General features: G+C 64.1%; 21 protein-coding genes. 10 read left to right on the forward strand and 11 right to left on the reverse strand.

Features of this window, described 5'->3' with window-relative positions:
- Together OGL93_RS20435 and OGL93_RS20440 are read left to right on the forward strand one after the other, a co-directional pair.
- On the forward strand, window positions 1–812 hold an 812-nt coding region (locus OGL93_RS20435), incomplete at its 5' end, for a histone deacetylase (protein ID WP_263264768.1).
- 175 nt (window positions 813–987) lie between these two features.
- Window positions 988–2,220: a TIGR03862 family flavoprotein gene (locus OGL93_RS20440; RefSeq protein WP_263264769.1), complete on the forward strand. Its 1,233-nt coding sequence runs from the start codon at window positions 988–990 to the stop codon at window positions 2,218–2,220.
- Window positions 2,221–2,304: 84 nt separating this feature from the next.
- On the opposite strand, the gene OGL93_RS20445 is transcribed toward OGL93_RS20440, so the two are convergent.
- The 4 genes from OGL93_RS20445 to OGL93_RS20460 all read right to left on the reverse strand — a co-directional run bounded on the left by OGL93_RS20445 (window position 2,305) and on the right by OGL93_RS20460 (window position 5,878).
- Window positions 2,305–3,636: a DEAD/DEAH box helicase gene (locus tag OGL93_RS20445; protein WP_263264770.1), complete on the reverse strand. Its 1,332-nt coding sequence runs from the start codon at window positions 3,634–3,636 to the stop codon at window positions 2,305–2,307.
- Between the two features lie 48 nt (window positions 3,637–3,684).
- On the reverse strand, window positions 3,685–4,563 hold the full coding sequence (gene yedA / locus OGL93_RS20450) for a drug/metabolite exporter YedA (protein WP_263264771.1): 879 nt from the start codon (window positions 4,561–4,563) through the stop codon (window positions 3,685–3,687).
- A gap of 78 nt (window positions 4,564–4,641) precedes the next feature.
- On the reverse strand, window positions 4,642–5,163 hold the full coding sequence (locus OGL93_RS20455; RefSeq protein WP_263264772.1) for an NYN domain-containing protein: 522 nt from the start codon (window positions 5,161–5,163) through the stop codon (window positions 4,642–4,644).
- Window positions 5,144–5,878, reverse strand: a complete 735-nt coding sequence (locus OGL93_RS20460; RefSeq protein WP_263264773.1) for a DUF2076 domain-containing protein — start codon at window positions 5,876–5,878, stop codon at window positions 5,144–5,146. Before OGL93_RS20460 ends, OGL93_RS20455 begins: the two co-directional genes overlap by 20 nt.
- A 186-nt stretch (window positions 5,879–6,064) precedes the next feature.
- Here OGL93_RS20460 and OGL93_RS20465 point away from each other — a divergent pair, with 186 nt between their 5' ends.
- Both OGL93_RS20465 and OGL93_RS20470 read left to right on the forward strand, forming a co-directional pair.
- Complete coding sequence (locus tag OGL93_RS20465; protein ID WP_263264774.1) at window positions 6,065–6,736, forward strand: YciC family protein; 672 nt, start codon at window positions 6,065–6,067, stop codon at window positions 6,734–6,736.
- Window positions 6,737–6,796: 60 nt separating this feature from the next.
- On the forward strand, window positions 6,797–7,879 hold the full coding sequence (locus OGL93_RS20470; protein ID WP_263264775.1) for an endonuclease/exonuclease/phosphatase family protein: 1,083 nt from the start codon (window positions 6,797–6,799) through the stop codon (window positions 7,877–7,879).
- 18 nt (window positions 7,880–7,897) lie between these two features.
- On the opposite strand, the gene deoC is transcribed toward OGL93_RS20470, so the two are convergent.
- The gene (deoC, locus tag OGL93_RS20475; RefSeq protein ID WP_263264777.1) at window positions 7,898–8,581 is read right to left on the reverse strand and encodes a deoxyribose-phosphate aldolase; all 684 of its coding nucleotides are present in this window, start codon (window positions 8,579–8,581) and stop codon (window positions 7,898–7,900) included.
- Window positions 8,582–8,697: 116 nt separating this feature from the next.
- Here deoC and deoR point away from each other — a divergent pair, with 116 nt between their 5' ends.
- Window positions 8,698–9,462 (forward strand): DNA-binding transcriptional repressor DeoR, encoded by a 765-nt coding sequence (gene deoR / locus OGL93_RS20480; protein WP_263264779.1) that lies wholly within the window; start codon window positions 8,698–8,700, stop codon window positions 9,460–9,462.
- On the opposite strand, the gene OGL93_RS20485 is transcribed toward deoR, so the two are convergent.
- The 4 genes from OGL93_RS20485 to hrpB all read right to left on the reverse strand — a co-directional run bounded on the left by OGL93_RS20485 (window position 9,463) and on the right by hrpB (window position 15,656).
- A complete protein-coding gene (locus tag OGL93_RS20485; protein ID WP_263264781.1) occupies window positions 9,463–10,536 on the reverse strand; it encodes an aldose 1-epimerase family protein in 1,074 nt (357 codons plus the stop codon).
- A complete protein-coding gene (gene fucP, locus OGL93_RS20490; RefSeq protein WP_263264783.1) occupies window positions 10,533–11,864 on the reverse strand; it encodes an L-fucose:H+ symporter permease in 1,332 nt (443 codons plus the stop codon). Before fucP ends, OGL93_RS20485 begins: the two co-directional genes overlap by 4 nt.
- 62 nt (window positions 11,865–11,926) lie before the next feature.
- The gene (gene rbsK, locus OGL93_RS20495) at window positions 11,927–12,847 is read right to left on the reverse strand and encodes a ribokinase (protein WP_263264784.1); all 921 of its coding nucleotides are present in this window, start codon (window positions 12,845–12,847) and stop codon (window positions 11,927–11,929) included.
- Between the two features lie 304 nt (window positions 12,848–13,151).
- Window positions 13,152–15,656, reverse strand: coding sequence for an ATP-dependent helicase HrpB (gene hrpB / locus OGL93_RS20500; RefSeq protein WP_263264785.1), 2,505 nt, complete (start codon window positions 15,654–15,656; stop codon window positions 13,152–13,154).
- A gap of 221 nt (window positions 15,657–15,877) precedes the next feature.
- On the opposite strand from hrpB, the gene OGL93_RS20505 reads away from it, so the two are divergent.
- Window positions 15,878–16,381: a ferritin-like domain-containing protein gene (locus tag OGL93_RS20505; RefSeq protein WP_263264786.1), complete on the forward strand. Its 504-nt coding sequence runs from the start codon at window positions 15,878–15,880 to the stop codon at window positions 16,379–16,381.
- A gap of 85 nt (window positions 16,382–16,466) precedes the next feature.
- Here OGL93_RS20505 and OGL93_RS20510 read toward each other — a convergent pair whose 3' ends face one another.
- Window positions 16,467–17,393 (reverse strand): cation transporter, encoded by a 927-nt coding sequence (locus OGL93_RS20510; RefSeq protein WP_263264787.1) that lies wholly within the window; start codon window positions 17,391–17,393, stop codon window positions 16,467–16,469.
- A gap of 225 nt (window positions 17,394–17,618) precedes the next feature.
- On the opposite strand from OGL93_RS20510, the gene OGL93_RS20515 reads away from it, so the two are divergent.
- Both OGL93_RS20515 and OGL93_RS20520 read left to right on the forward strand, forming a co-directional pair.
- The gene (locus OGL93_RS20515) at window positions 17,619–18,038 is read left to right on the forward strand and encodes a polyribonucleotide nucleotidyltransferase (protein WP_263264788.1); all 420 of its coding nucleotides are present in this window, start codon (window positions 17,619–17,621) and stop codon (window positions 18,036–18,038) included.
- Window positions 18,039–18,040: 2 nt separating this feature from the next.
- Complete coding sequence (locus OGL93_RS20520; protein WP_263264789.1) at window positions 18,041–18,940, forward strand: cation diffusion facilitator family transporter; 900 nt, start codon at window positions 18,041–18,043, stop codon at window positions 18,938–18,940.
- On the opposite strand, the gene OGL93_RS20525 is transcribed toward OGL93_RS20520, so the two are convergent.
- Window positions 18,925–19,950: a DUF6515 family protein gene (locus OGL93_RS20525; protein ID WP_263264790.1), complete on the reverse strand. Its 1,026-nt coding sequence runs from the start codon at window positions 19,948–19,950 to the stop codon at window positions 18,925–18,927. The genes OGL93_RS20520 and OGL93_RS20525 overlap by 16 nt on opposite strands.
- Window positions 19,951–20,396: 446 nt before the next feature.
- On the opposite strand from OGL93_RS20525, the gene OGL93_RS20530 reads away from it, so the two are divergent.
- Together OGL93_RS20530 and amn are read left to right on the forward strand one after the other, a co-directional pair.
- Window positions 20,397–20,876 (forward strand): Lrp/AsnC family transcriptional regulator, encoded by a 480-nt coding sequence (locus OGL93_RS20530; protein WP_263264791.1) that lies wholly within the window; start codon window positions 20,397–20,399, stop codon window positions 20,874–20,876.
- A 52-nt stretch (window positions 20,877–20,928) separates the two neighbouring features.
- Window positions 20,929–22,434 (forward strand): AMP nucleosidase, encoded by a 1,506-nt coding sequence (gene amn, locus OGL93_RS20535; RefSeq protein ID WP_263264792.1) that lies wholly within the window; start codon window positions 20,929–20,931, stop codon window positions 22,432–22,434.
- Window positions 22,435–22,460: the final 26 nt, after the last annotated feature.

A 22,460-nucleotide genomic window follows, 5' to 3' on the forward strand; every position in this document is an offset into this window, starting at 1 on the left:
TCGGCGTAGCGGCTTCCCAAGACCTGCACCGGCCTGCGCTGTGCCCGCCGGAGATCCTCGCGCTTGCCCATGCGCCCGACTACATAGAGCGCTACATGGCCGGCGAGTTGTCCCGCGAAGACCAGCGGCGGCTGGGCCTGCCTTGGAGTGAAGCCTTGGCCCGGCGCACCGTGCGCGCGGTGGGCGGGTCGCTGTTGACCGCCGAACTGGCGCTGCGCCACGGCCTGGCCTGTCATCTCGCCGGCGGCACCCATCACGCTCACTATGACTACCCGGCGGGCTTTTGCATTTTCAACGACCTGGCCGTGGTCAGCCGCTACCTGTTGGAAGCCGGGCGGGTGCAGCGGGTGCTGATCTTCGACTGCGATGTGCACCAAGGCGATGGTACCGCGCGGATACTGGCCGATACCCCCGAAGCGGTCACGGTTTCGCTGCATTGTGAAAAGAATTTTCCAGTACGCAAGGCGCACAGCGATTGGGATATTCCCTTGCCGCTGGGCATGGGCGACAAGGCTTATTTGCAAACAGTGGATGACGCTCTCAATTACCTGCTGCCCCTTTACCAACCAGACCTGGTGCTCTATGACGCCGGCGTGGATGTGCATAAGGACGACGCCCTGGGTTACCTGCAGCTGACCGATGCCGGCGTGGCCGCCCGCGACGAACATGTGATGCGCCAGTGCCTGGGGCGTGGCATCCCAGTGATGGGAGTCATCGGCGGCGGGTATAGCAAGGACCGCCACGCCCTCGCCCGCCGTCACGGCATCCTTCACCAAGTGGCCACGCGGGTGTGGGCCGAGCACTGCGGTTAGCGTTCGGAATCAAGGATTTACCCACATTCGCTGTGGAGCGGCCTGTGGATAACCTGCGCGAAAGGCATAGGCGCCCTTTATACACAGGGGCGCGGCGCCGCTGATCATTTTTTGCGCAACCGCCTTTGCGCTTGCTTAGCTACACTATGCCCCCCTTCATAACCTGGCGACCTTCATGGCTGTAACGTCCCCTGCCCCCTCGATAGCCATCATCGGCGGCGGCCCAGCCGGGCTGATGGCGGCCGAAGTGCTCAGCCAGGCGGGCCTTGCCGTGGCGGTGTACGACGCCATGCCTTCGGTAGGGCGCAAGTTCCTCCTGGCGGGGGTCGGCGGCATGAACATCACCCACGCGGAACCGACCCCGGCCTTCATTGGCCGGTACGCCGAGCAGGCGGGCTGGGTGGGCGATTGGCTGGCGGCATTCGGTGCCGATGCGCTGCGCGCCTGGATTCACGGCCTGGGCATCGACACCTTCGTGGGCAGTTCAGGGCGAGTGTTCCCCACCGATATGAAGGCCGCGCCTTTGCTCCGTGCCTGGCTCAAGCGCCTGCGTGACCAAGGCGTGGTTATCCACACCCGCCATCGCTGGCTCGGTTGGGCCAGCGACGGTGGCCTGCTGATTGAACACGGCACCAGCCAGGCGGTGATCCACCCCGCAGCCACAGTGCTGGCCCTAGGTGGCGGCAGCTGGCCACGGCTGGGGTCGGACGGCATCTGGCTGCCGTGGCTCGCCGCGCGAGGAGTCGCCTTGGCCGAGCTGCAGCCGGCCAACTGCGGCTTCGAAGTGCAAGCCTGGAGCCCGCTGATCAAGGAGCGCTTCGCCGGCGCGCCATTGAAGAACATCGCCATGTACTTGGCGGGGGCCTCCCCCCGGGCCGGCGAATGCGTGATCACTGAAGGCGGGGTTGAAGGCAGCCTGGTCTATGCGCTGTCCGCGCAGATCCGCGAAGCCATCAACCGCGACGGCCATTGCGCGCTGCTGCTCGACCTCCTGCCAGCGCGCAGCCTGGCGCAGGTCGAGGCCGCACTGAGCAAGCCGCGGGGGTCGCGCTCCATGGCACGCCACCTGCAAGGCCAGTTACGCCTGGACGGGGTCAAAGCAGCGCTGCTGCGAGAACTCACCGACGCTCAGGCCTATCAGGCGCCAGCATCCCTGGCCCGTGCTATCAAGGCATTGCCGTTGACGTTGGTCCGCCCGCGGCCGTTGGCAGAGGCTATCAGCAGTGCCGGTGGGGTATGCCGCGCGGCCCTGGATGAAGGCCTGATGCTGCAAGCGGTGCCGGGGGTGTTCTGCGCCGGAGAGATGCTGGACTGGGAAGCACCCACCGGCGGTTACCTGCTCACCGCGTGCTTTGCCAGCGGCCGCCGGGCGGCAGAGGGTGTGCTGCGTTATTTGGGGCGAGCCTGATTCGCCGGCTGGCGCCTGCTCCGACAGGGCGCCATACGATTCCCCAGGGCGCATTCGGTGCCTGACGGGGAGGCAAGCTCGACCTCAAGGTTTACGCTTGCGCGGCCCGGTGTTGAACGCGGGAACCTTGCGCACTGGCTTGATCGCCGGCTCCGCGGCAGGAGCCTCGCGGCTTTCGGTCCAGCGCCCGAGGGTCGCCTTGCCACCGGTGGTCTTGGGCTTTTTTGGCTTCTTCGGTTTTTTCAGCACCTGCCCGCCGGCGGTGGTCTCCGGCACCCGGTGGTCGGGTTCGAAGTCCGGCTCTTCCACGCGCTTGAGGACCTGCCGGGTCAGGGCTTCGATGGCGGCCAGCTGGTCCACTTCATCGGCACACACCATGGAAATCGCTTCGCCAGTCGCGCCTGCGCGGCCGGTACGGCCAATGCGATGCACGTAGTCCTCGGCGACAATGGGCAGGTCCAGGTTAACCACCAGGGGCAGGTCCAGGATGTCCAGGCCACGGGCGGCCACGTCGGTGGCCACCAGCACCTTCAACTCGCCGGCCTTGAACGTATCCAACGCGCGCTGCCGGGTGGCCTGTGGCTTGTCGCCATGAATCCCGTCGGCGGCCACGCCCTGCCCTTGCAGCCGCTCCACGAGCTGGTCCACGCCATTGCGGGTTTTAGCGAACACCAACACTTGCTTCCAGCGGCGCTGGCGCAGCAGATGGCAGAAGAGTTCGACCTTGCGCTTCTTATCCACAGGCACCACGGACTGGCGCACTGTGGTCGCAGCCTGGTTGCGCGGGCTGACCTCAATACTCAACGGGTCATTGAGCATCTGCCCGGCCAGCAGGCGAATGTCGTCCGAGAAGGTTGCCGAAAACAGCAGTGTCTGCCGGCGCTTTGGCAGGGCTGCATACAGGCTGCGCAGTTCCTCGGCAAAGCCTAGGTCGAGCATGCGGTCGGCTTCGTCGAGCACCAGGGTTTCGACCTGGCCGAATTTCACCGCGTTCTGCCGGTGCAGGTCGAGCAGCCGGCCGGGCGTGGCGACCAGTACATCCACCCCTCGGCGCAGCGCCATCATCTGCGGGTTGATGCTCACCCCGCCGTACACCGCGTAAGTGCGCAGCGGCAGCTCGCTGGCGTAATCCTTGATGTTGGCGTGCACCTGCTCGGCCAGCTCCCGGGTAGGCACCAGCACCAGCGCGCGCACGCTATTGCTGGCGACCTGGCTGCCTTCCAGCGTGAGGCGTTGCAGCAGCGGCAGGGCGAAGCCTGCGGTCTTGCCGGTGCCGGTTTGTGCCGCGGCCATCAAGTCTCGGCCGGCGAGCACGGCGGGGATCGCCCTTTCTTGAACGGGCGTAGGCTTCTCGTAGCCCAGGCTTTGCAGCCGGATCAACAGCGGCTCGATCAAGCCCAGTGAAGCGAAAGTCATCGGGGTGTACCTGAAAAATAACTGGCAAGGCGCGCAGTTTACCCCGGATCAGCGCCGCCGCCATTGCGGTACGCCGATCAGCACCACCGCGCCGATGATCACCAGCATGGCCAGCACTTCCCAGGCCCCGATATGTTCCCCGGCAAAACCGATCCCCAGCAGCACCGCCACCACCGGGTTGACGTAGGCGTAACTGGTAGCCGCGGCCGGGCGCACGTGCTTGAGCAAGTACATATAGGCGTTGAAGGCCAGGATCGAGCCAAACAGCACCAGATAGCCGAGCGCCAGCCAGCCGGTAAGGCTCGGCCAGGCAGTCATGCGTTCGCCACTGATCAGGCCCACCAAAAGCAACGCGGCGCCGGCGATCAGCATCTCGACCGCACTGGCCATGGCCCCCGCAGGCAACGGCAGGCGGCGGCTCCACACCGAGCCAAAGGCCCAGGCCGCCGCGGCGAACACCAGCAGGGCCGCGCCGCCCGGGCTGCCCTGAAGGTTCGAGCCCATGTTCAGCAGGCCGATACCGGCAAGCCCGAGGAGGATCCCGGCCCACTCCAGGCGGGAGTTATGCTGGCCCCAACAGAGGCCGAACAGCAGCGTGAACAGCGGCACGGTGGCCACGGCCAGGGCGGCAACCCCGGAAGCGACGCCAGCGTGTTCGGCCAGGGTTACGCCGCCATTGCCCAACCCCAGTAGCAACAAACCCACCAAGCCACCGGCGCGCCATTGTGGCGCCGTGGGCCGTGGCGCCCCGCGCAGGCGCAGGAACCCATACAGGATGGCCCCAGCGACCAGAAAGCGAATGCCGGCCATGGTCAACGGCGGCCAGGACTCGATACCGATACGGATAAACAGGTAGGTCGACCCCCAAACCAGATAGAGCGCCAGGAAGGCGCCTATCAGCAAGGCGGGCACGGGGCGGGAAGGCATGGCAGGCGCTCGAAACCGAGAAAAGGGGATCCATTGTACGACCCAAACCGCGGCCGTCCAGGCTTTATGCAAACCCGTTCAATGCCGCAACAGCAGCTCCCCTTCGATAGGCACGTAGCTGGTGGCGGCACGAATCAACGAGCCGGCCGTCAGCCCCGGGGTGCCGTATACCGTGGTGTGAACCCCGTGGCGCTGGTGAATACGTTGCAGCAACAGGTCAAAGTCCCCGTCGCCGGACGCGAGCACCACCTCATCCACGTCCGCGGCAGCCTCGAGCACGTCGATGGTGATGCCCACATCCCAGTCGCCCTTGGCCGAGCCATCGCTGCGCTGGATATACGGCTTGAGCTTCACTTCGAAGCCCAGCTGGCGAAGGATGCGCTGGAATTGCTGCTGCTTGGGGTCGCCACGGTCGATGGCGTAGGCAAAGGCCACCACGATCTCGCCGCGCTTGGCCAACTGGGCCCAAAGCGCGGCGTAGTTGAAGTGGCAGCCATGCACCTGGCGCACGGTGTAGTAGAGGTTCTGCACATCGGCGAACAGCGCGATGCGCCGCCCGCCGGAGGGCAGCGCCACTGGGTCAGACGTAGTCGTCGTCATCCGAGAAGAACCCTCCGCTGTCGCCGCCATTGAAGTCGGCGTCGGAGAAGCCACCACGGTCGTTGTTCCAGTCGCTGTCGCTGACCGGCTGCGGGTTGTCGCTGCCCCAGCCACCATGATCAGAGGTCATGTCCGAGGCAGGTGACGGCTCCTCGCGGATGATCTCGACGATTTCCTGCGGCGCATTGTTGTGGTGGAACAAGCTGCTCAGCCCTTCGGCGAGCATCACCCCGCCCGCCACACCAGCGGCCGTCTGCAACGCGCCACGCATGAAGCCGCCGCCCGGGGCTTGTTGCGGCTGGGCATAACCAGGCTGATACCCAGGCTGGCCAGCGGGCTGGTATTGCGGCGGCGCGGGTGGCGGTGCGTAGCTGCGCCCCGGCTCGCGCCAACCGCCACCGCTCGAAGGCACCGGCGCCGGCTCCCGAGGCCCGCCGAACAGCCCGGAGAGGAAACCGCCGCTCTGCGCAGGCGCCTTGGCAGCCCGGGCTTGCTCGAGCTCAGCCTTGAGCTGGCGGTTCATTTCATCCAGGCGCTTGACCGCCGCTTCTTGCACCAGGATCGCCTGGGCCATGTAATAGGCAGCGGCTGGCTGGTTGGCCACGTGCTCGCGGATCCGCTGCTCAGCTTGAACGTCACGCGGGCTACCGTCCGCTTCGGCTTGTTTGAGCCGGGAAAACAGTCCGTCGATCAGGCTTTGCTCTTCGCTGTTCATGGCGACCTCGTCAATTGCCGTATAGGTTCGGCCCATTGGGGCCTGCTGCAAACCATTATGAGGGTCGGCCTTAGGGTTTCAACGGCCATTGGTGGTGAAAGATTATTAATCACCCAGGTGACCGTTTGCCCGGCCGAAGCCATCCGGTAGAGTGTGGGGCCTTGCCTGGCCCAAGATATCGGCGCGATGAACCCGCTTACTATCGTTCAAGATTCCCTCTACTTCTTTCGCACTCACCTGTTCGCCATCGTGCGGCTGTGCCTGCCGCTGCTCGTGCTGCAGTCGCTGGCCGAACAGCTGGTGGACCAACACGTAGAAAGCGAGGCTCGTGGAGCTTTCGACATTCTGGTGGGGTTGCTGTTCTATCCGATCTACACCGGCGCGCTCATCCTCTACCTGGATTCACGCAGCAATGGCGAGCAGCCGCCGCTCAAGCTGCTGCTCGCCATGGGCTTGCGGCTGTGGCCACGTTTCGCCCTGCTGGCGGCGATTTCTTCCCTGGCCATCCTGTTGGGCATGGCGCTGTACCTGTTGCCTGGCCTGTGGCTCATGGCGCGCCTGGCGTTCGCCGAATACCTGCTGGTGCTGCGCGGCCTGGGGCCGTGGGCAGCGATCAAGCAAAGCTTCGAGCTCACCCGCGGGCCATTCTGGCGCGTGCTGGGCTGTGTACTGGCGATATTGGTGCCGCTGTGGCTGATCGATTACGCCAGCGCCGCGCTGCTGCCAGACGAAGACAACCTGGCGCTCTCGCTGGCGGTGGACTGCGTCAATGGCCTGCTGCAGCTGCTCACCACTGTGGTGCTGTTCCGCCTGTTCATGCTGGTCACCGACCCGACCCTGCGCGACTCACGCGCATAACTTGGGCGCGCGGGCGCCCTCGGTTATGCTCACAGGCTTCGCAACGCCGTAGCCGAGCCGATGATCCGAGGATTGCGTACTGCTTTGCTGGTCGTGCTGCTGGGTACCGCTGCCCTGGCCGCGCTGGCCTGGCATCTCTCCTGGCACCCCAAGCCCCACGCGGCGGTAACGCCCGCGTGCAGGGGCAACCCACCGTCGCTGGCGCCTGGCCAGGCGCTCAAGGTGATGACCTGGAACGTGCAATTCCTCGCCGGCAAACGCTACCTGTTCTGGTATGACGCGCCCGAAGGGCGCAGCCACGATGACCAGCCCACCCCAGAAGACATCGCCCACGACCTCGACGAGGTGGTGCGGGTTATCCGCGAGGAGCAGCCGGACCTGGTGCTGCTGCAAGAACTGGATGACGGCGCCAAGGCCACCGGCTACCAGAACCAGCTCGCACTGCTTCAAGAGCGCCTGATCGACCTCTACCCTTGCAGCGTGGACGCCTTCGATTGGAAAGCCGAATTCGTACCCGACCCACATGTGCTCGGCAGCGTGGGGCGCAAGCTCGCCACCCTTAGCCGCTATCGGATCGATGAGGCGGAGCGCTGGCAACTGCCGCGTGCCGGCAGCCGGTTCAGCCTGTTCCGCCCGCAACGGGTACTGCTTGGCGCCTACCTGCCAATCGCTGGCGGTGAGCACTTGGCCGTGCTCAATACCCGGCTCGAACCGTATCACCATGGCTCCGATGCCCAAGCCCGCCAGCTGCAAGCCGTCGCCGCCCGGGTGGATCGCCTGGAAGGGCTGGGCGCACCCTGGCTACTCGGCGGCGATTTCAACCTGCTGCCGCTGGGCCAATACCGCCGCCTGGAACCCAGCCAACAGGACCATTACTCCGCCGCTGACGATCTGCACTTGCTATGGGAGCATTACCCGATCATCCCCAGTAACGCCCAGGCGGGTGGCAGCGACCGGGCCGGCTGGTTCACCCACTTCCCCGCCTCCGCCAGCGGCCCGGACCGCACCCTGGATTACCTGGTGCACAGCCCCCGGTTGCAACGACTCGAAGCGCGGGTGCGGCAGGAAGATACCCTGGGGATCTCCGACCACCTGCCGCTGATGGGCCGGTTTCTGCTGCCAGCCGGCACGCCGCCGAGGTAAGGGTTCGGCCAGTGACACTCAGTAGGCCGAGGCTGGACCTGCCCCGCCGCTGACAATGGTGATGCCCGAGCTGGTGCCCAAGCGGGTAGCACCCGCTTCGATCATCGCCACCGCCGTTGCGTAATCGCGCACGCCACCGGAAGCCTTGACGCCCACTTGGGCCCCGACGGTTTTACGCATCAGGGCGACGTCTTCAAGGGTAGCGCCCCCGCGGCTGAAGCCCGTGGAGGTTTTGACGAAGGCCACGCCCAGGTCTCGGCAGATCTCGCAAGCGCGGATCTTCTGCGCCTCGTTCAACAGGCAGGTTTCGAGAATCACCTTGAGCGGCACCGGCCCGCAGGCGCGCTGCACAGCGGCGATATCGTCGCGCACGCTATCGAACAGCCCATCCCGGAGCGCGCCGATATTCAGCACCATGTCGATTTCGCCAGCGCCTGCCTCGATGGCCTGTTTGGCTTCGAAGGCCTTGCTCTCGGTCAGCCCGGCCCCAAGCGGGAACCCGACCACCGCACAGACCTTTACCTGCTGCCCGGTGAGCAACTGCGCGGCGTAAGGGACCTGGCCGGAATTCACGCACACGGAATAGAAACCGTGTTCCTGCGCCTCTTTGCACAGTGCGGCGATCTGCTGGCGGCTCGCGTCAGCCGCCAGCAACGTATGGTCGATATACTGGGCAAGTGCTGCAGGTTCGATAGAAGTCATTTACGTTCGGTCCTGATAAATGAAGCAACGAGAGACAAGGGAAGCCTGCCCATCATGTGTTAATAGATTACCAATTAATGGTATATGTACAACATGCATTGACGATCGGAACGCCTGTGGACAGCAAAAAACTGGAACGCATCAAACTGATTCAACAAGCCTTGCAGGATCAGAAGGCCATCCATTTACGGGAAATGGCGGCATTGCTGGACGTGTCTGAAATGACCCTGCGCCGGGATCTGAACCGCCATCCAGACAAATTTCAGTTGCTCGGCGGCCACATCACCCTGGCCTTCGACCCTGCGGCGGCGAGCGATTACAAAGTCACCGAACAAGGCACCCGGCATGTGGAGGAAAAACGGCGGATCGGCAAACTCGCGGCCGCGTTCATCCAAGGTGGCGACACCGTGTTCTTCGACTGCGGTACCACCGTGCCCTTTGTCATCGACTTCATTCCCGACGAGTTGGAGTTCACCGGCGTGTGCAACTCACTCAACGTGTTGCTCAAGCTGCAGCAAAAACCCAACTGCAACATCGTGCTGTGCGGCGGCACCTTCCACCGTAAGAACCAAGTGTTCGAGCACCGCGACGAAAGCAGTGTGCTCGACAGCGTGCGCCTGACCTGGGCAATCATCTCCGCTGCTGGGGTCAGCGAAACCCATGGCGTGACCTGCTTCAACTTCAATGAAATCGAGGTCAAGCAGAAGGTTCTGCGCCAGGCGCAACGCAGCATGCTGCTCGCCGACCACAGCAAGTTCGATGCCGTGCGCACCGCGCATTTCGCGACCCTGGCGCAGTTTCATGTGGTGGTATCGGACAAGAAGCTGCCCAAGGCCTACCGGGAATTGATCCTCGGCAACGGCGCGCAGTTGGCCATCTGATCAGCTATCGAACTGGCCTCCGAGCCGCTGCCTTTCCTGGGCGGACAAATACCCCGTGGTTAGGCTGAACGAGGTCGTTTCTCCCGAGGCCAATGACCTCACAGTGCCTTTGGCTTTTTCCGCCAGATACCCCTCCGGCTCGCAGGTGGCGGGCAATACGAAGGCGGCCACGGCGTGATCGGCGTTGTTCAGTACCCAACGCGTCGCATGGGAGAACTGATCGGGCCGATAGCGGGTGTAGAACGCCGCGCCAGTTGGGTGCTCGAGCAGAAAATGGGCATTGCCCCGGGCATCGGCCTGCACGCCTTGGGGGAAGCACACGATTTCAGGGTCGTACAACTCCGGGGTGTCGAGTGCCTGCAAGCGTGAAGGGTCCTTGCTCAGCTCAGCGATATACGTGGCCCACTCGGGCGTCGGCTTCACGTGGGCCGGCACGCTCTGGCGAACGCGCATGCCAGCGATGCCCAGCGGCTCAACGAAACGCCCTCCCGGGACGTAGGCGTGGTTCATATGGGCCATGTACATCAGGTCCATCGGCTTGCCGGCCAGGTTAGTCACCTGCATGCCAATGTCGAACAGCCCCGAGCCTGCGTGCAAGGTCACGCTGGGCCTGGCGTGGTAATGATCGCCAAAGCCCTGCACGTACTCATACAACCCACCGAGGCGCACATAGGCGCCTGTTTCGTCTTCTCCCACGTCGAGCCAGGCGCTGTCCATGGGAGCGCAGGGCATCTCCCCGTGCAGCGGATGGTCGTCATCCGGCGCAGGGCAGCCGTTGCGCAGCAAGCCTGCGTGGAACATGAAGCAGCCGTAGGTGCCAAGGATGGTCGGGGTGGGCCGCGGCTGGTCGAACAGGCTGCGCATGGTCAGGTCGCAGCCGTCGAACTCGGCGGCCCAGATCATCTGGCCCTGATACGGCAAGGCGATAACGCGCCCGCGGGCATTCTCTAGCGCCAGTGCCTTTACACCGCTCGGGTAGGTCCAGGCCCGCACACGAAAATCGGCGGACTCCACCAAGGTTTTTTCCGCCCCGGCGAACAGCTCGGGGAACAAGGCAATCGTGAAGGTTTTCATGAGGCGACCACTGCGTTTGCCGACACTTGAGCGCCGCGGCTATGGCGCATGCGGCTGACCGCATAGGCAACGATGACCACGAAGCACAGCAACGGGACCGTATAAGCGATTTGCATATTGCCATGGGTGGCGTCCGACAACAGGCCCTGGAAGATCGGAATCACCCCGCCGCCCACGATGCTCATCACCAGCAGCGAACCGCCCACGCCGGTGTCTTCGCCAAGGCCGTCGATGGTCAAGCCATAGATAGTTGGCCAGCACGGCCCGAGGAAGACGCTCACGCCTACTGCCGCATATACCGCGCTGATGTTCGGTACCAGGATGGTGTAGGCCAGCAATACGATGGTCAGTACGCCATAAAGCGCCAGCACCTGCGCAGGGTGCAGTTTGCGCATCAACAGGTTCGCGACCATCTTGCCCACGAAATAGGCAGCGAATGTGCCCAGCAGGAACCAAGACGCGCTGCGCTCGTTCATCCCGCCCATTTGCATCGCCAGGCGGATGGTGAAGCTCCACACCCCCACTTGAGCCCCCACATACAGAAACTGCGCCAGCACCCCGAAGGTGAAACGCGGATTTCGCGCCAGGCGAGCCAGGCTCTGGCCGATGCTTCGGGTTTTAACGTCGGCCGTGGCCGTGCCCTTGCATGCGGGATAACGGGTGATAGCAACCAGAACGAACACCAAGATCAGAACCGCGATCATCCATTTGTACGGCAGCAGGGTCGACTGGATCATCGCCAACTGCTGGACGGCGGCGTCCGAGGCGCTCATCTGGGTCAACTGTTCACGGGTGGCGTCCGAGTCTTTGAACATCACGAAGCTGCCCACGTACACCCCGGCCATCGCGCCGAACGGGTGGAAGGTCTGGGAGATGTTCAGGCGGCGGGTACCGGTTTCACGCGGTCCCATGAGGGTTGAATAGGTGTTGCAGGCGGTCTCGAGAAAGGACAGCCCCGCCGCGATCACGAACAGGGCCATCAGGAACATGCCGTACTTGGCGGTCGATGCCGCCGGGAAGAACAACATGCAGCCGCCCATGTAGAGCATCAGGCCGATCAGAATGGTGGTCTTGTAGCTGAACCGCCGCACCACCATTGCCGCTGGAATCGCCACGAAGAAGTAGCCCAGGTAAAACGCCGACTGCACGAACGCGGTCTGGAAGTCGCTCAGCAGGAACGCCTTCTTGAAATGCGCGATGAGCACATCATTCATGCTTGCCGCGGCGGCCCAGAGGGCAAAGATGCAGCACAACAGCAAGAAAGCGAACCAGGGCGTCCGGTTTAGGTAAAAACCGTCTGGGGTTTGTTGGAGCGCGGGTTTTGTCATTGTTGTTCTCCATGAAGTGCTTAGGCCGCGCCCCGCAAGGGCAGCGGCCAGGTCTCGGCGGCTCAGAGGTGGTCGAGGAACTGCGCGAACTGGGTAGCGTCCGGGTATGAGCTCTGGGTGCCCAGGCCTGTGACGGAGCAGGCGGAATAGGCCACGGCCTGGGTAATTGCGTTGCGCATGTCGCCGTTGCGGGTCCAGTAATGGGCGAAACAGCCAATGAAGGCGTCACCGGCGCCGGTGGTGTCGCGCGCAGCGACCTTGTGCCCAGGCACGTGGAACTCGCCTTCCTCGCCCACATAGAGCGCGCCTTTTTCGCCCAGGGTGACGATCACGTGGCGAACCCCCTCGGCAGTTAGCTGACGTGCCGCAATGAGCGCGGTTTCAGCGCCATCGACCACCCTGCCGGTGATCAGCGCCAGCTCGCCCTCATTGGGGATGAAGAAGTCCAGCTGCGACAGGTGCTCACGGCTAAGGCCGGCAATGGCGGGGGCGGGATTGAGCAACACAGGGATGCCGTTGCGCTTGGCGAAGGCAATGGCGTAGTAGACGGTCGCCAGGTCGATCTCCAACTGCAGCACGATCAGCTGGCAGTCGCGCAGGGCGGCCTCGGCCACGTCGATATCGGCGGGCTTCAAATGCGCGTTGGCGCCTTTGACGATTAGGATGCTGTTGTGGGAGTCGCTCTGCACGAAGATCGGCGCCACGCCACTGGAAACGCCCGGCACCTGGGTAACAAAGCGCGAATCGATCCCGAACCGCTGGAAGTTTGCCAGGGTGTTCGCGGCGAACATGTCTTCGCCCACTTTGCTCACCATCAACACCCCGGCGCCGAGCTTGGCCGCGGCCACCGCCTGGTTCGCGCCCTTGCCGCCACAACCCATGGCAAAGCCCGGAGCCTCGAGCGTTTCGCCCTGGCTGGGCATCCGATCCACATAAGTGATCAGGTCCACCATGTTGCTGCCGATGACCGCGATTTTGTTCATGAATGCCTACCTCTGCCGCGCCAATGCCATGGACCACAGCGTTGTTATTTTTGTTATTTAAATAACATCACGTGTGATCATTCAACCTTTTTTTGTGGCGCGCGTTGAAATACAAATCAAATGAGGTCGACAAGAGGCGGCAAGGTGCGTTGTAAGCCTTGATATAGAGCGCAATGACCGTTTGTCTCGCAAAACGCGGGCGTTGTGCAAACGTTTGCGAACTTGAACGGCAGCCGCGTGTTGAGAGACATTGCCCGGGCCCACAGGCGTATGGCTGTGTTATGGGGTAGGCGACCAACGCCGCCTACGTCCCTCGCGGCTTGGCCCGGGCTGTTGCCTCGGCCACCAATGGGTCGTCCGGCCAGTAATGCTTGGGGTACCTGCCCTTCAGGTCTTTTTTTACGTCCGCATAGGTGCTGCGCCAGAAGTTGGCCAAATCTTGGGTGACCTGTACCGGCCGGCGAGCTGGGGATAGCAGGTGCAGCTTGATCTGCAAGCGGCCGCCAGCGATGCGCGGGGTGTCGGCAAGGCCAAACAGCTCTTGCAGGCGCACCGCCAACACCGGAGGTTGCTCGCTGTAGTCCAGGCGGATGGACGAGCCCGAAGGCACGGCGAGATGGGTCGGCGCCAGCTCGTTCAAGCGCTGTGGCAGAGGCCAGGGCAACAGCCCTTGGAGGATCTGCGGCAGGTCCAGCTGGGCGAAGTGGGCCAGGCGGCTGACTTTGCCCAGGTAGGGGGCAAGCCAGGTGTCCAGGGTCGCCAGCAGGGCTTCGTCGCTCACATCCGGCCATTCGCTGCTGCCAGTCGCCCCATCCAGCCCGCGCAACACCTGCACCCGGGCTTGCCACTGGCGCAATTCAGGCGTCCAGGGCAACAGCTCCAGCCCCTTGCGCCGTACCAGCTCGACCAGCGCGCTGCAGCGGGCCTGTTCGTCCAGCCCGGCCAGCGGTTCACGGCGCAGCACCAGGTCGCCTACCCGCCACTGCGCTTCGGCGCGCAGCGTGCCCTCCTTCTCATCCCATTCCAGTACGTCGCGGCGCCGCACTTGCTCGGCTAGCACCGTATCGAACAGCGCAGGGTCGAGATCTGCGGCCAGATAAATGCGTTCCTCGCGTTGGCCCTGGCGGCTGCCCAAATCAGCGATCACCAGCCAGGGGTGCTTCATCAGCGCGTCGGCCTCGCCAAACTGCGCGGCGCGGCCGTTGGCCAAGCGATAGTCAGCGCCACCTGGGCGCCGCTGCTGGGCTACTCGGTCGGGGTAGGCCAGGGCGAGCAAAGCACCGAGCCAGTGGTCCCCCTGCGGGTCGGCAACCGGGTGAGCAGTTATTGGCTGCGCACTGAGCAGCCCTCGGTACTGTTTGGCCAGTTGTTTTATCCGCGACGCCGCGCGACCGCCACCGTGCAGCAAGGCCATGCGGCTGTGCAGGTCTTTGCCGGTGTCGCGGGCGATGTCTCGCTCGCCAAGCAAGGCGGCCAGGTCGCAGCCCAGCGCCTCAAGGCCAAGGGCTTTAGCACGGAGCAACACGTGGGCGATGCGCGGATGAGCCGGCAACACGGCCATGGCCTGCCCGTGAGCGGTCAGCCGGCCTTCCAGGCTCAACGCGCCAAGCCGGCCCAGCAGGTCATCAGCCTGGGCCATGGCCGCGGCAGGCGGAGTGTCGAGCCATCGCAACTGCGCCGGCGTTGCACCCCAGCGGTGCAGTTGCAGGGCCAGGCCGGCCAGGTCCGCCTGGAGGATTTCCGCGCTGTCGTACGCCGGCAGTTGCTCGTGCTGCCCTTCGGACCACAGGCGATAACATACGCCGGGCTCCAACCGCCCCGCCCGACCTGCGCGCTGGGTAGCGCTAGCGCGGGAGATGCGCTGAGTGTCCAGGCGGGTCATGCCGGTGCCGGGGTCGAACCGCGGCACCCGGGCCAGGCCCGTATCGACCACCACCCGTACGCTTTCGATGGTGAGGCTGGTCTCAGCGATGTTGGTGGCCAGCACGACCTTGCGCTCGCCGGGCGCCGCCGGCTCGATGGCCGCGCGTTGAGCGGTGAGGTCCAGCTCGCCGTGCAGCGGGCACAGGCGCACGGCCGGATAAGCCGCAAGGGCGCTCTCCAGCCGCTGTTGTACGCGACGGATCTCCGCCTGCCCTGGCAGGAACACCAGCACACTGCCAGGCTCCTCATCCAAGGCTTGCAGCACCGTGCTCTCCACCCGCGCATCGAGCTGTTCTCCCTGCTGTGCCGGGCGCCCCCAGCGCATAGCTACCGGGTACATGCGCCCTTCGCTGCTGACGACTGGAGCATCCTCGAGCAGCGCGGCCAGCCGCTCTCCCTCCAGCGTGGCAGACATCAACAGCACCTTGAGCGGCGGGTCGTCGCGGAGCACGTCGCGGCCGTTGAGCACCAGCGCCAGGGCCAGGTCCGCATCCAGGCTGCGTTCGTGGAATTCGTCGAAAATCACCAGCCCCACCCCTTCCAGCGCGGGGTCGTCCTGCAGCCGACGGGCGAGGATGCCTTCGGTCACCACTTCGATACGGGTCCGCGGGCCCACACGGCTTTCCAGCCGAATGCGGTAGCCGACCGTCTCGCCAACTTTCTCCCCCAGCTCACTGGCCAGGCGCTCCGCTGCGGCCCGGGCGGCCAGCCGGCGGGGTTCGAGCATCACGATGGTTTGCCCTCGCAGCCAGGGCTGATCCAGCAGCGCCAGGGGCACCCGGGTGGTTTTACCGGCCCCGGGCGGGGCTTGAAGCACAACTTCGTGGCGGTCCGTCAAGGCTTGAACAAGGGCCGGCAGCACGGCGTCGATTGGCAAAGAACTCATGGTCACTCCCCGATAGGCCGGGAAGTATAACGATCCGGTGCGCCGGCCTACAGTCAGCCCAGCTCGCCCCAGAAACGCCGGCGATTTGACGGAACTTTAAGCGAAACGCCGCTCGTCCATCGGTGTAAAACTTCTTTGATACCTTCGCCGCTTGTAGCCCTCTGAAGCTCTGAACACGCACGTGCTGAAATGGCACTAATACCACCACGAAGAGGTGTCACATGGCCCGTACTACAGTTGAAGACCTGTTTGTTCATGAGCTGTCAGATATTTACAGCGCTGAAAAACAAATCACCAAGGCCCTGCCGCGCATGGCACGTGCTTCCACCAACCCCCTGCTGGCAGAAGCGTTCAAGTCTCACCTGGAAGAAACCCAGGGGCAGATCGAGCGTATCGACCAGATCGTCGAGCTGACCGGCCTGAAGCTCAAACGCATGAAATGCGTAGCGACCGAAGGGCTGATCGAAGAAGGCAAAGAGCTGCTCGAGGAAATCGAGAAAGGCGAAGTACTGGATGCAGCCCTGATCGGCGCTTGCCAGAAGATCGAGCACTACGAGATCGCCGCCTACGGCACGTTGGTGGCGATGGCCAAGCACTTGGGCATGACCGAAGCCGGTGAGCTGCTGGCCGCTACCCTGGCGGAAGAAAAAGGCGCGGATGAAAAGCTGTCGGCCATCGCTGAGCAAGGCGGCAACCAAGCGGCCACGATGAAAGCGAAGAAGTAATTGCTTGCAGTGAAGGCGATGTTGTAGCGCGCCTCAGGTTGCTAAAAGCCCTGGCCGCAAGGCTGGGGCCTTTTATTGAGGGGGCTTATCGCGCCCATTCGGGGTCCGAGGTGAAGGCAATGGTCAGCCAGCGGTTCGGCCCCTCGCCGCCGATGGCGTCGCCGATCACATTACGCAAGGCGTCCCACTCCTCCAGCGTCCGCGCGGGCCAGCCCGCCGGCACGATGAAGTACAGCTCGATCTGCTGGGCGCGGCCGACCTTGGCCACGTAGGCCTGGTAAGCCTCGAAGCCATATTGCTCAACGATGCCCGCCGCTACGCTATCGACCCGTTGCTTCAACGCCAGCGGTGTGACCATCAGCACATCCGACAGCGCCTGCCGAATGGTGCGTAACGGCAGCGGCAGGATCACCAAGCAGATACCGGCCAGCACCGCGGGGTCCACATAGGGGCCGATCCAGGCATAGGCGGACCCTTGTGCCAGCGAGCCGACGATAAACGCCAACAGCAGCGCCAGGCTGATGCTGCCGGACATCACCCAAGAGCGTGCATCCAGCGCGACGAAGTCCGAGGCAATGCGTTTGTTGGCTCGAAATTCCAGGGCGGCCAGCGAAAAACAGGCCACCGTGGTCAGCGCGGCATACACAATGGCGAAGCCGAATTCCAGGGTGCGCCCGCCGCTGAGCAGGCTACCTACGGCGTTGATCAAGGCGTAGAGCGTCACGCCACAGAGCAAGGTGCCATTGAGCCCCAGCACCATCGGTTCCAGATGCCAGAAACCCATGTTGAAGCGCGCGGCCAAGCGTTGACTGGCGAAACCCTCGCTGGTGTGGCGGCGGATCAAAGTCGCGACCACTAGCGCCAGCCCGCTCATGCTGGCGTCGGCCAGCGAGTACACCCCATCGAACACGATGGAAAACGAACCGGATAACAGCCCGAAGGCGATCCCGAAACTGGCCACCAGCACGGTGACGGCGATGGACACACGCAGGATACTCAGCTCGGATTTCATTATTTTGGGCTACGCACAGGTTGGTCTCGGCACCCGGCAGTCCCCGGGCAAAGGGCGGATCTTACCCTGTAATGCCATCATCCGGTGAGGCCCGCCCTGCTCACCGCTGGCTCAAGGCTCGGCCGCACGGTATAACGGCGAACCGCAACGGGCCGGCCACGGTCGTAGTTGTCGGTTACGGCCATTTATGCGAATGGCTGCGCCCCCACCTTCCAGGAGAATTTCATGCGTATCGCTTCCCGTATGATCGGCAGTGTTCTGGTTGTCTCGGTCCTGACTCAGCTTACCGCCTGCGGCACGTTGTTCTGGCCAGACCGCCGCGGGCAGATCGAAGGCAAGATCGACCCCGTGGTCGCCGCGCTCGATGCCGTGGGCATTCTGTTTTATGTGATTCCCGGGTTGATTGCCTTCGGCGTGGACTTCGCCACAGGCGCTATCTACCTTCCCGGCGGCACGCACGCGCAAGTGGCGCCCGAGTTGCTCAAGCCTGCGGTAAACCCGGACGGCAGCGTGGATAACAAGCGCCTGCAGGCCATTCTGGAAGCCCAGCTGGGCAAGCACCTGCCGCTGGATGACCCACGCCTGATCCAACACCACGGCAGTGTGGAACAACTGGCCGCGTTCGGCCTGCGGCCGGCTGCCTGAGCATGGTCGTCGACCCGCGCCACCGCCGCTTGCTGCACCTGGCGACCCGAGCGTCGCTAGGCGTGGCAACCGTGCTGATCGTGTGCAAGGCGGTGGCCTGGTACCTGAGCGGCTCGGTCAGCCTGCTGGCCGGGCTGACCGACTCGGTGCTCGACGGCGCCGCCTCCTTCCTCAACCTGTTGGCAGTGCAGTATTCACTGCGCCCGGCAGACGACGATCACCGCTACGGTCATGGCAAGGCCGAGGCCATGGCCGGCATGGGCCAGGCTTTGTTCATCGGGGTGAGCGCTGTGTTCATTACGGTGCAAGCGATCGAGCGCCTGCGCACGCCAGAACCCGTAGGCGAAGCGGGCCTGGGCATTGCGGTGATGATCCTGTCACTGGTGCTGACCGTTGGCTTGCTGGCCTTGCAGCACAAAGTGGTCAAAGAAACCGGCTCGACCGCAGTACGCGCAGACTCCCTTCACTACCGTTCAGACCTGATGCTAAACGGCAGCATTTTGCTGGCCCTGGTGCTCGCCCGCCTGGGTTATCCACAGCTGGACGCCCTGTTCGGCCTAGGTATAGCGCTGTATATCCTGTGGAGCGCGTTCCAGATCGCCAGTGAGAGTTCGGCCATCCTGATGGACCAGGAGCTTGCCCCGAGCGTAGGCGCAGAAATGCTTGCCCTCGCCTGCGCCGTTCCCGGCGTGCTGGGTGCCCACGATTTGCGCACGCGCAAGTCGGGCCAGCACTGGTTCGTTCAGCTTCACCTGGAACTGCCCGGGCAGCTTACTCTCTCGGCCGCCCATGCCCTGTGCGAGCAGGCAGAGGCGGCCATCGTGAAGCAGTTCCCTCAGGCCGAAGTGCTGGTGCATGCCGACCCAGAGGAAGCCGTTCCCCACCCTCAGTTAAGGCCGTAGCCTCGGCTGCTCAGGCAGTTGGCCATGTTTTGCCGGAACAGATACACCACTTCGTCCGCTGGCGCGTAGGTAGCGGTGGCAGGGTCGAAGCCGGTTTGCTGGGCCGCCCAACGCTGGCAGTCATAGCGGTCGCGCTCCATTTGCGAGGGGGTTTGCCCATTGGCCGGGTAGAACGCCACGTCGTAGCCGCTGGGCGCCGCTACCGGTTGCGGCACAGGCTGGGGCTGGGACTGGACCGGGGCGGTAGGTGGATCTACCACAACGTACTCTTGGGTGTCGTTGACCCACTGGTAGTAAGTGCCAGCGGCCATGAAGAACATGCCGCTGCCGATCCACACCCGGGTAGCGTAGTCAGGCAGGTAGCGCACGCGGATGCCGCGCGGCGGTGCGACTACTACATAGCCAGGGCCGTTTGGGCGATACCAGTAACCGCTGGAATAGAAGTAATCGTTGCCTCGGTAAGGCACTCGATAGTTATCCCCGGGAAACCGGTCGATGCGCTGGCCGGGCCGGTATTGCGGCCCCGGCCCCCAGCCGTTGCCATGCCCATGCGGATCCCAGCCATGATCTCGATCACCCCCCGCCTGCCACTGGTGATTGCCATTGGGCCGCGGCAGGTCTGGATAACTGCCACGCAATGGGGACTGGGTTTGCCGTACTTCGCCCGGCTTGGGTTGGATCGGCGGGGTGTTATCCGGGCGCTGCGGTTGGGGCCGGTCATTGCCGTTGGGGTTGTTCTGCCAGCCTTGGCTGGGGCGGCCGTAATCCGGGCGGTTGTAGCCTGGCTGCGGTTGCCACTGCGGCGCCTGGTTCCCCCCGCCATAGTTTCCGGGCCGTTCCTGGCCGCGTGAAGGGCTACCGCCCTGCCCTTGCTGGCCGCCGCGGTCCTGGCCACGTGGCGAAGCGCCGCGCAGTTGGTCCGCGTTGGAATTATTGTCAGCGAACGTCGGGGCGCCCAGGCACAGGCACAACACGGACGCACTGGCGAGGCACCAGGTGCGCGTTTTCATGGGAATCCTCATTAGCGCGGGGGCACGCAGGTTTTGACTGGAAAAACCGTAGGCGGTTCGCGGCCATGCATCCGTCCGCTTCGCTTGCTATCGGCCTGGCGGAGGATCTCATGAGGCACCGAGCGCGCATAAAAAAAGGAGGCCTGTTCAGGCCTCCCTTGATGAACTGCGTCCAAGCGCGTCGCTTGTGGCGGCGGCTCACTACGGCCGGCCTGATTGAGCCAGCGTCAACCCGGTGGCCAGCTCTCCCCTGTGGGGGCGGTGGCCGCAAGCGGCCTGATTGGGCGGCTCGCAGTGGACTCGTGTCCGGGCGGTGATCATGGGGTAAAGCTTATCGCGCAGAGTGCGGCACAGGATTGCGAAGATTGTCTTCATGGCGGTCTATTGCGCAATTTAAAACCGAAAGGTGATAATCCTCCGCAATTCCCTTCATCAGAGTGCGAGCCATGGGCAAGCTGGACCGTTACGACCTGAGCATCCTTGCTGAATTGCAGCGTGATGCGCGCATTTCCAACCAAGAGCTGGCCGAGCGCATCGGCCTCTCGCCCTCGCCCTGCTCGCGCCGGGTGAAGCAGCTCGAGGACGACGGCTACATCACCCGTCAGGTAGCGCTGCTGGATCGCAAGAAGCTCGGCCTTAACCTCACGGCCTATGTGCTGATCGGCATGGACCGGCACACCCCCGAGCGCTTCGAGAACTTCGAAGCGTCTGTTCGCAACCTTCCACAGGTGCTCGAATGCAGCCTGGTCACGGGCATGGAAGCGGACTACCAGCTCAAGGTCGTGGTGCAGGACATGGATCACTACCAGCAACTGCTGCTGGGCCATCTCACGCGGATCGAGGGCGTTACCAGCGTTCGCTCGAGCTTCGTGCTCAACCAGGTACTCGCAAGCTCGGAGCTACCCTTGGCGCACCTGCGCAGTTGAGCCGTCACGAGCGCGTCGCACGGGGGTGGTAAAAAGCTCTGGAACAGGCAAGATGAACGCTTGCCAGAAAGAGAAGGATCCGCCTGTGACCCCCGATGTCGATGCGTTCGTTACCCTCAACACCCCCGAACAGGCCGTGGATCGTCTGGCCTGGCTGCATGAGCGCGCTACCGTCGCGCTCAGCCAGGCCCTCAAGCGTTACCTGAAAGACCGCACCGAACCGAGCCCGGACGAGCGGGCGCTGTTTCGCTACCCCGAGCTGCGCCTGACCTACCATTCCCACGGCGAAGTGCCGAGCACCACCCGGGCGTATGCCAAGCTGCAGCTCCCAGGCACTTATTCGGTCACCGTGACCCAGCCCGGCGCCTTCCGCAAATACCTCCTCGAACAGCTGGTTCCGCTGATGCGCGATTTCGACGTGCAACTGGAAGTCGGCGTCAGCCAACAGAACATTCCCTACCCCTATATCGTGGAGCAGGGTGACGAACTGGCCGGCAGCGGAATCACCGCCGCTGCCCTGGCCCGAGTGTTCCCCAGCACGGACCTGTCCGCCGCCACCGACGGCATCGCCGATGGCCTGTACGACTGGGCCAACGCCGACCCATTGCCGCTGGCGCTGTTCGACGCCGCCCGGGTGGACTTCAGCCTGCGCCGGCTGGTGCACTACACCGGCAGTGACTGGCGCCACGTGCAGCCGTGGATCCTACTCACCAACTATCACCGTTACGTGGACCAATTCGTCGCTCATGGCCTGGAGCAGCTGCACAGCGACCCGCGCTTCGTACGCCTGGTGATGCCCGGCAACGTGGTGATCGAAAAAGGCATGGACCACAGCGAAGCCCAGGCACTGGTAGCGAGCGTGGTGTGGCATCGCTACCAGATGCCGGCCTATCACCTGATCGCCGCGGACGGCGACGGCATTACCTTGGTGAACATCGGCGTGGGCCCGTCCAACGCCAAGAACATCACCGACCACCTGGCCGTGCTGCGCCCGCACTGCTGGCTGATGATCGGGCACTGCGGCGGCCTGCGCGCGTCCCAGACCATCGGCGACTATGTGCTGGCACATGCTTACATGCGCCGCGACGGCATTCTCGACCGCCTGGTGCCGCCGCATATTCCAATCCCGGCGCTGGCCGAGGTGCAGTTGGCGCTGCAAGAGGCCGCGGCGCAAGTTACCGGCGAGCGCGGCGACGAGCTGAAAAAACGCCTGCGCACCGGCACCGTGCTCACTTACGACGACCGCAACTGGGAACTGCGCTGGGCCCAGGAGCGGCCGCTGATCAACCTGTCCCGGGCGGTTGCCGTGGACATGGAAAGCGGCACCATCGCCGCCCAAGGCTACCGGCTGCGCGTGCCCTACGGCACCCTGTTGTGCGTGTCGGACAAACCCCTGCACAGCGAGATCAAGCTACCGGGCTCGGCCAACGCCTTCTATAACCGCGCTGTCAGCCAGCACCTGACCATCGGCATCGCTGCCCTGGACCTGCTGCGCACCCAACTCAACGCGCTGCACTCGCGCAAGCTGCGCAGTTTCGACGAGCCGCCCTTCCGCTGATCGCTCGCAGCGGGGCTGGTATGCTA

This window comes from Pseudomonas sp. RIT-PI-S (assembly GCF_025642975.1).
GTDB lineage: Bacteria > Pseudomonadota > Gammaproteobacteria > Pseudomonadales > Pseudomonadaceae > Aquipseudomonas.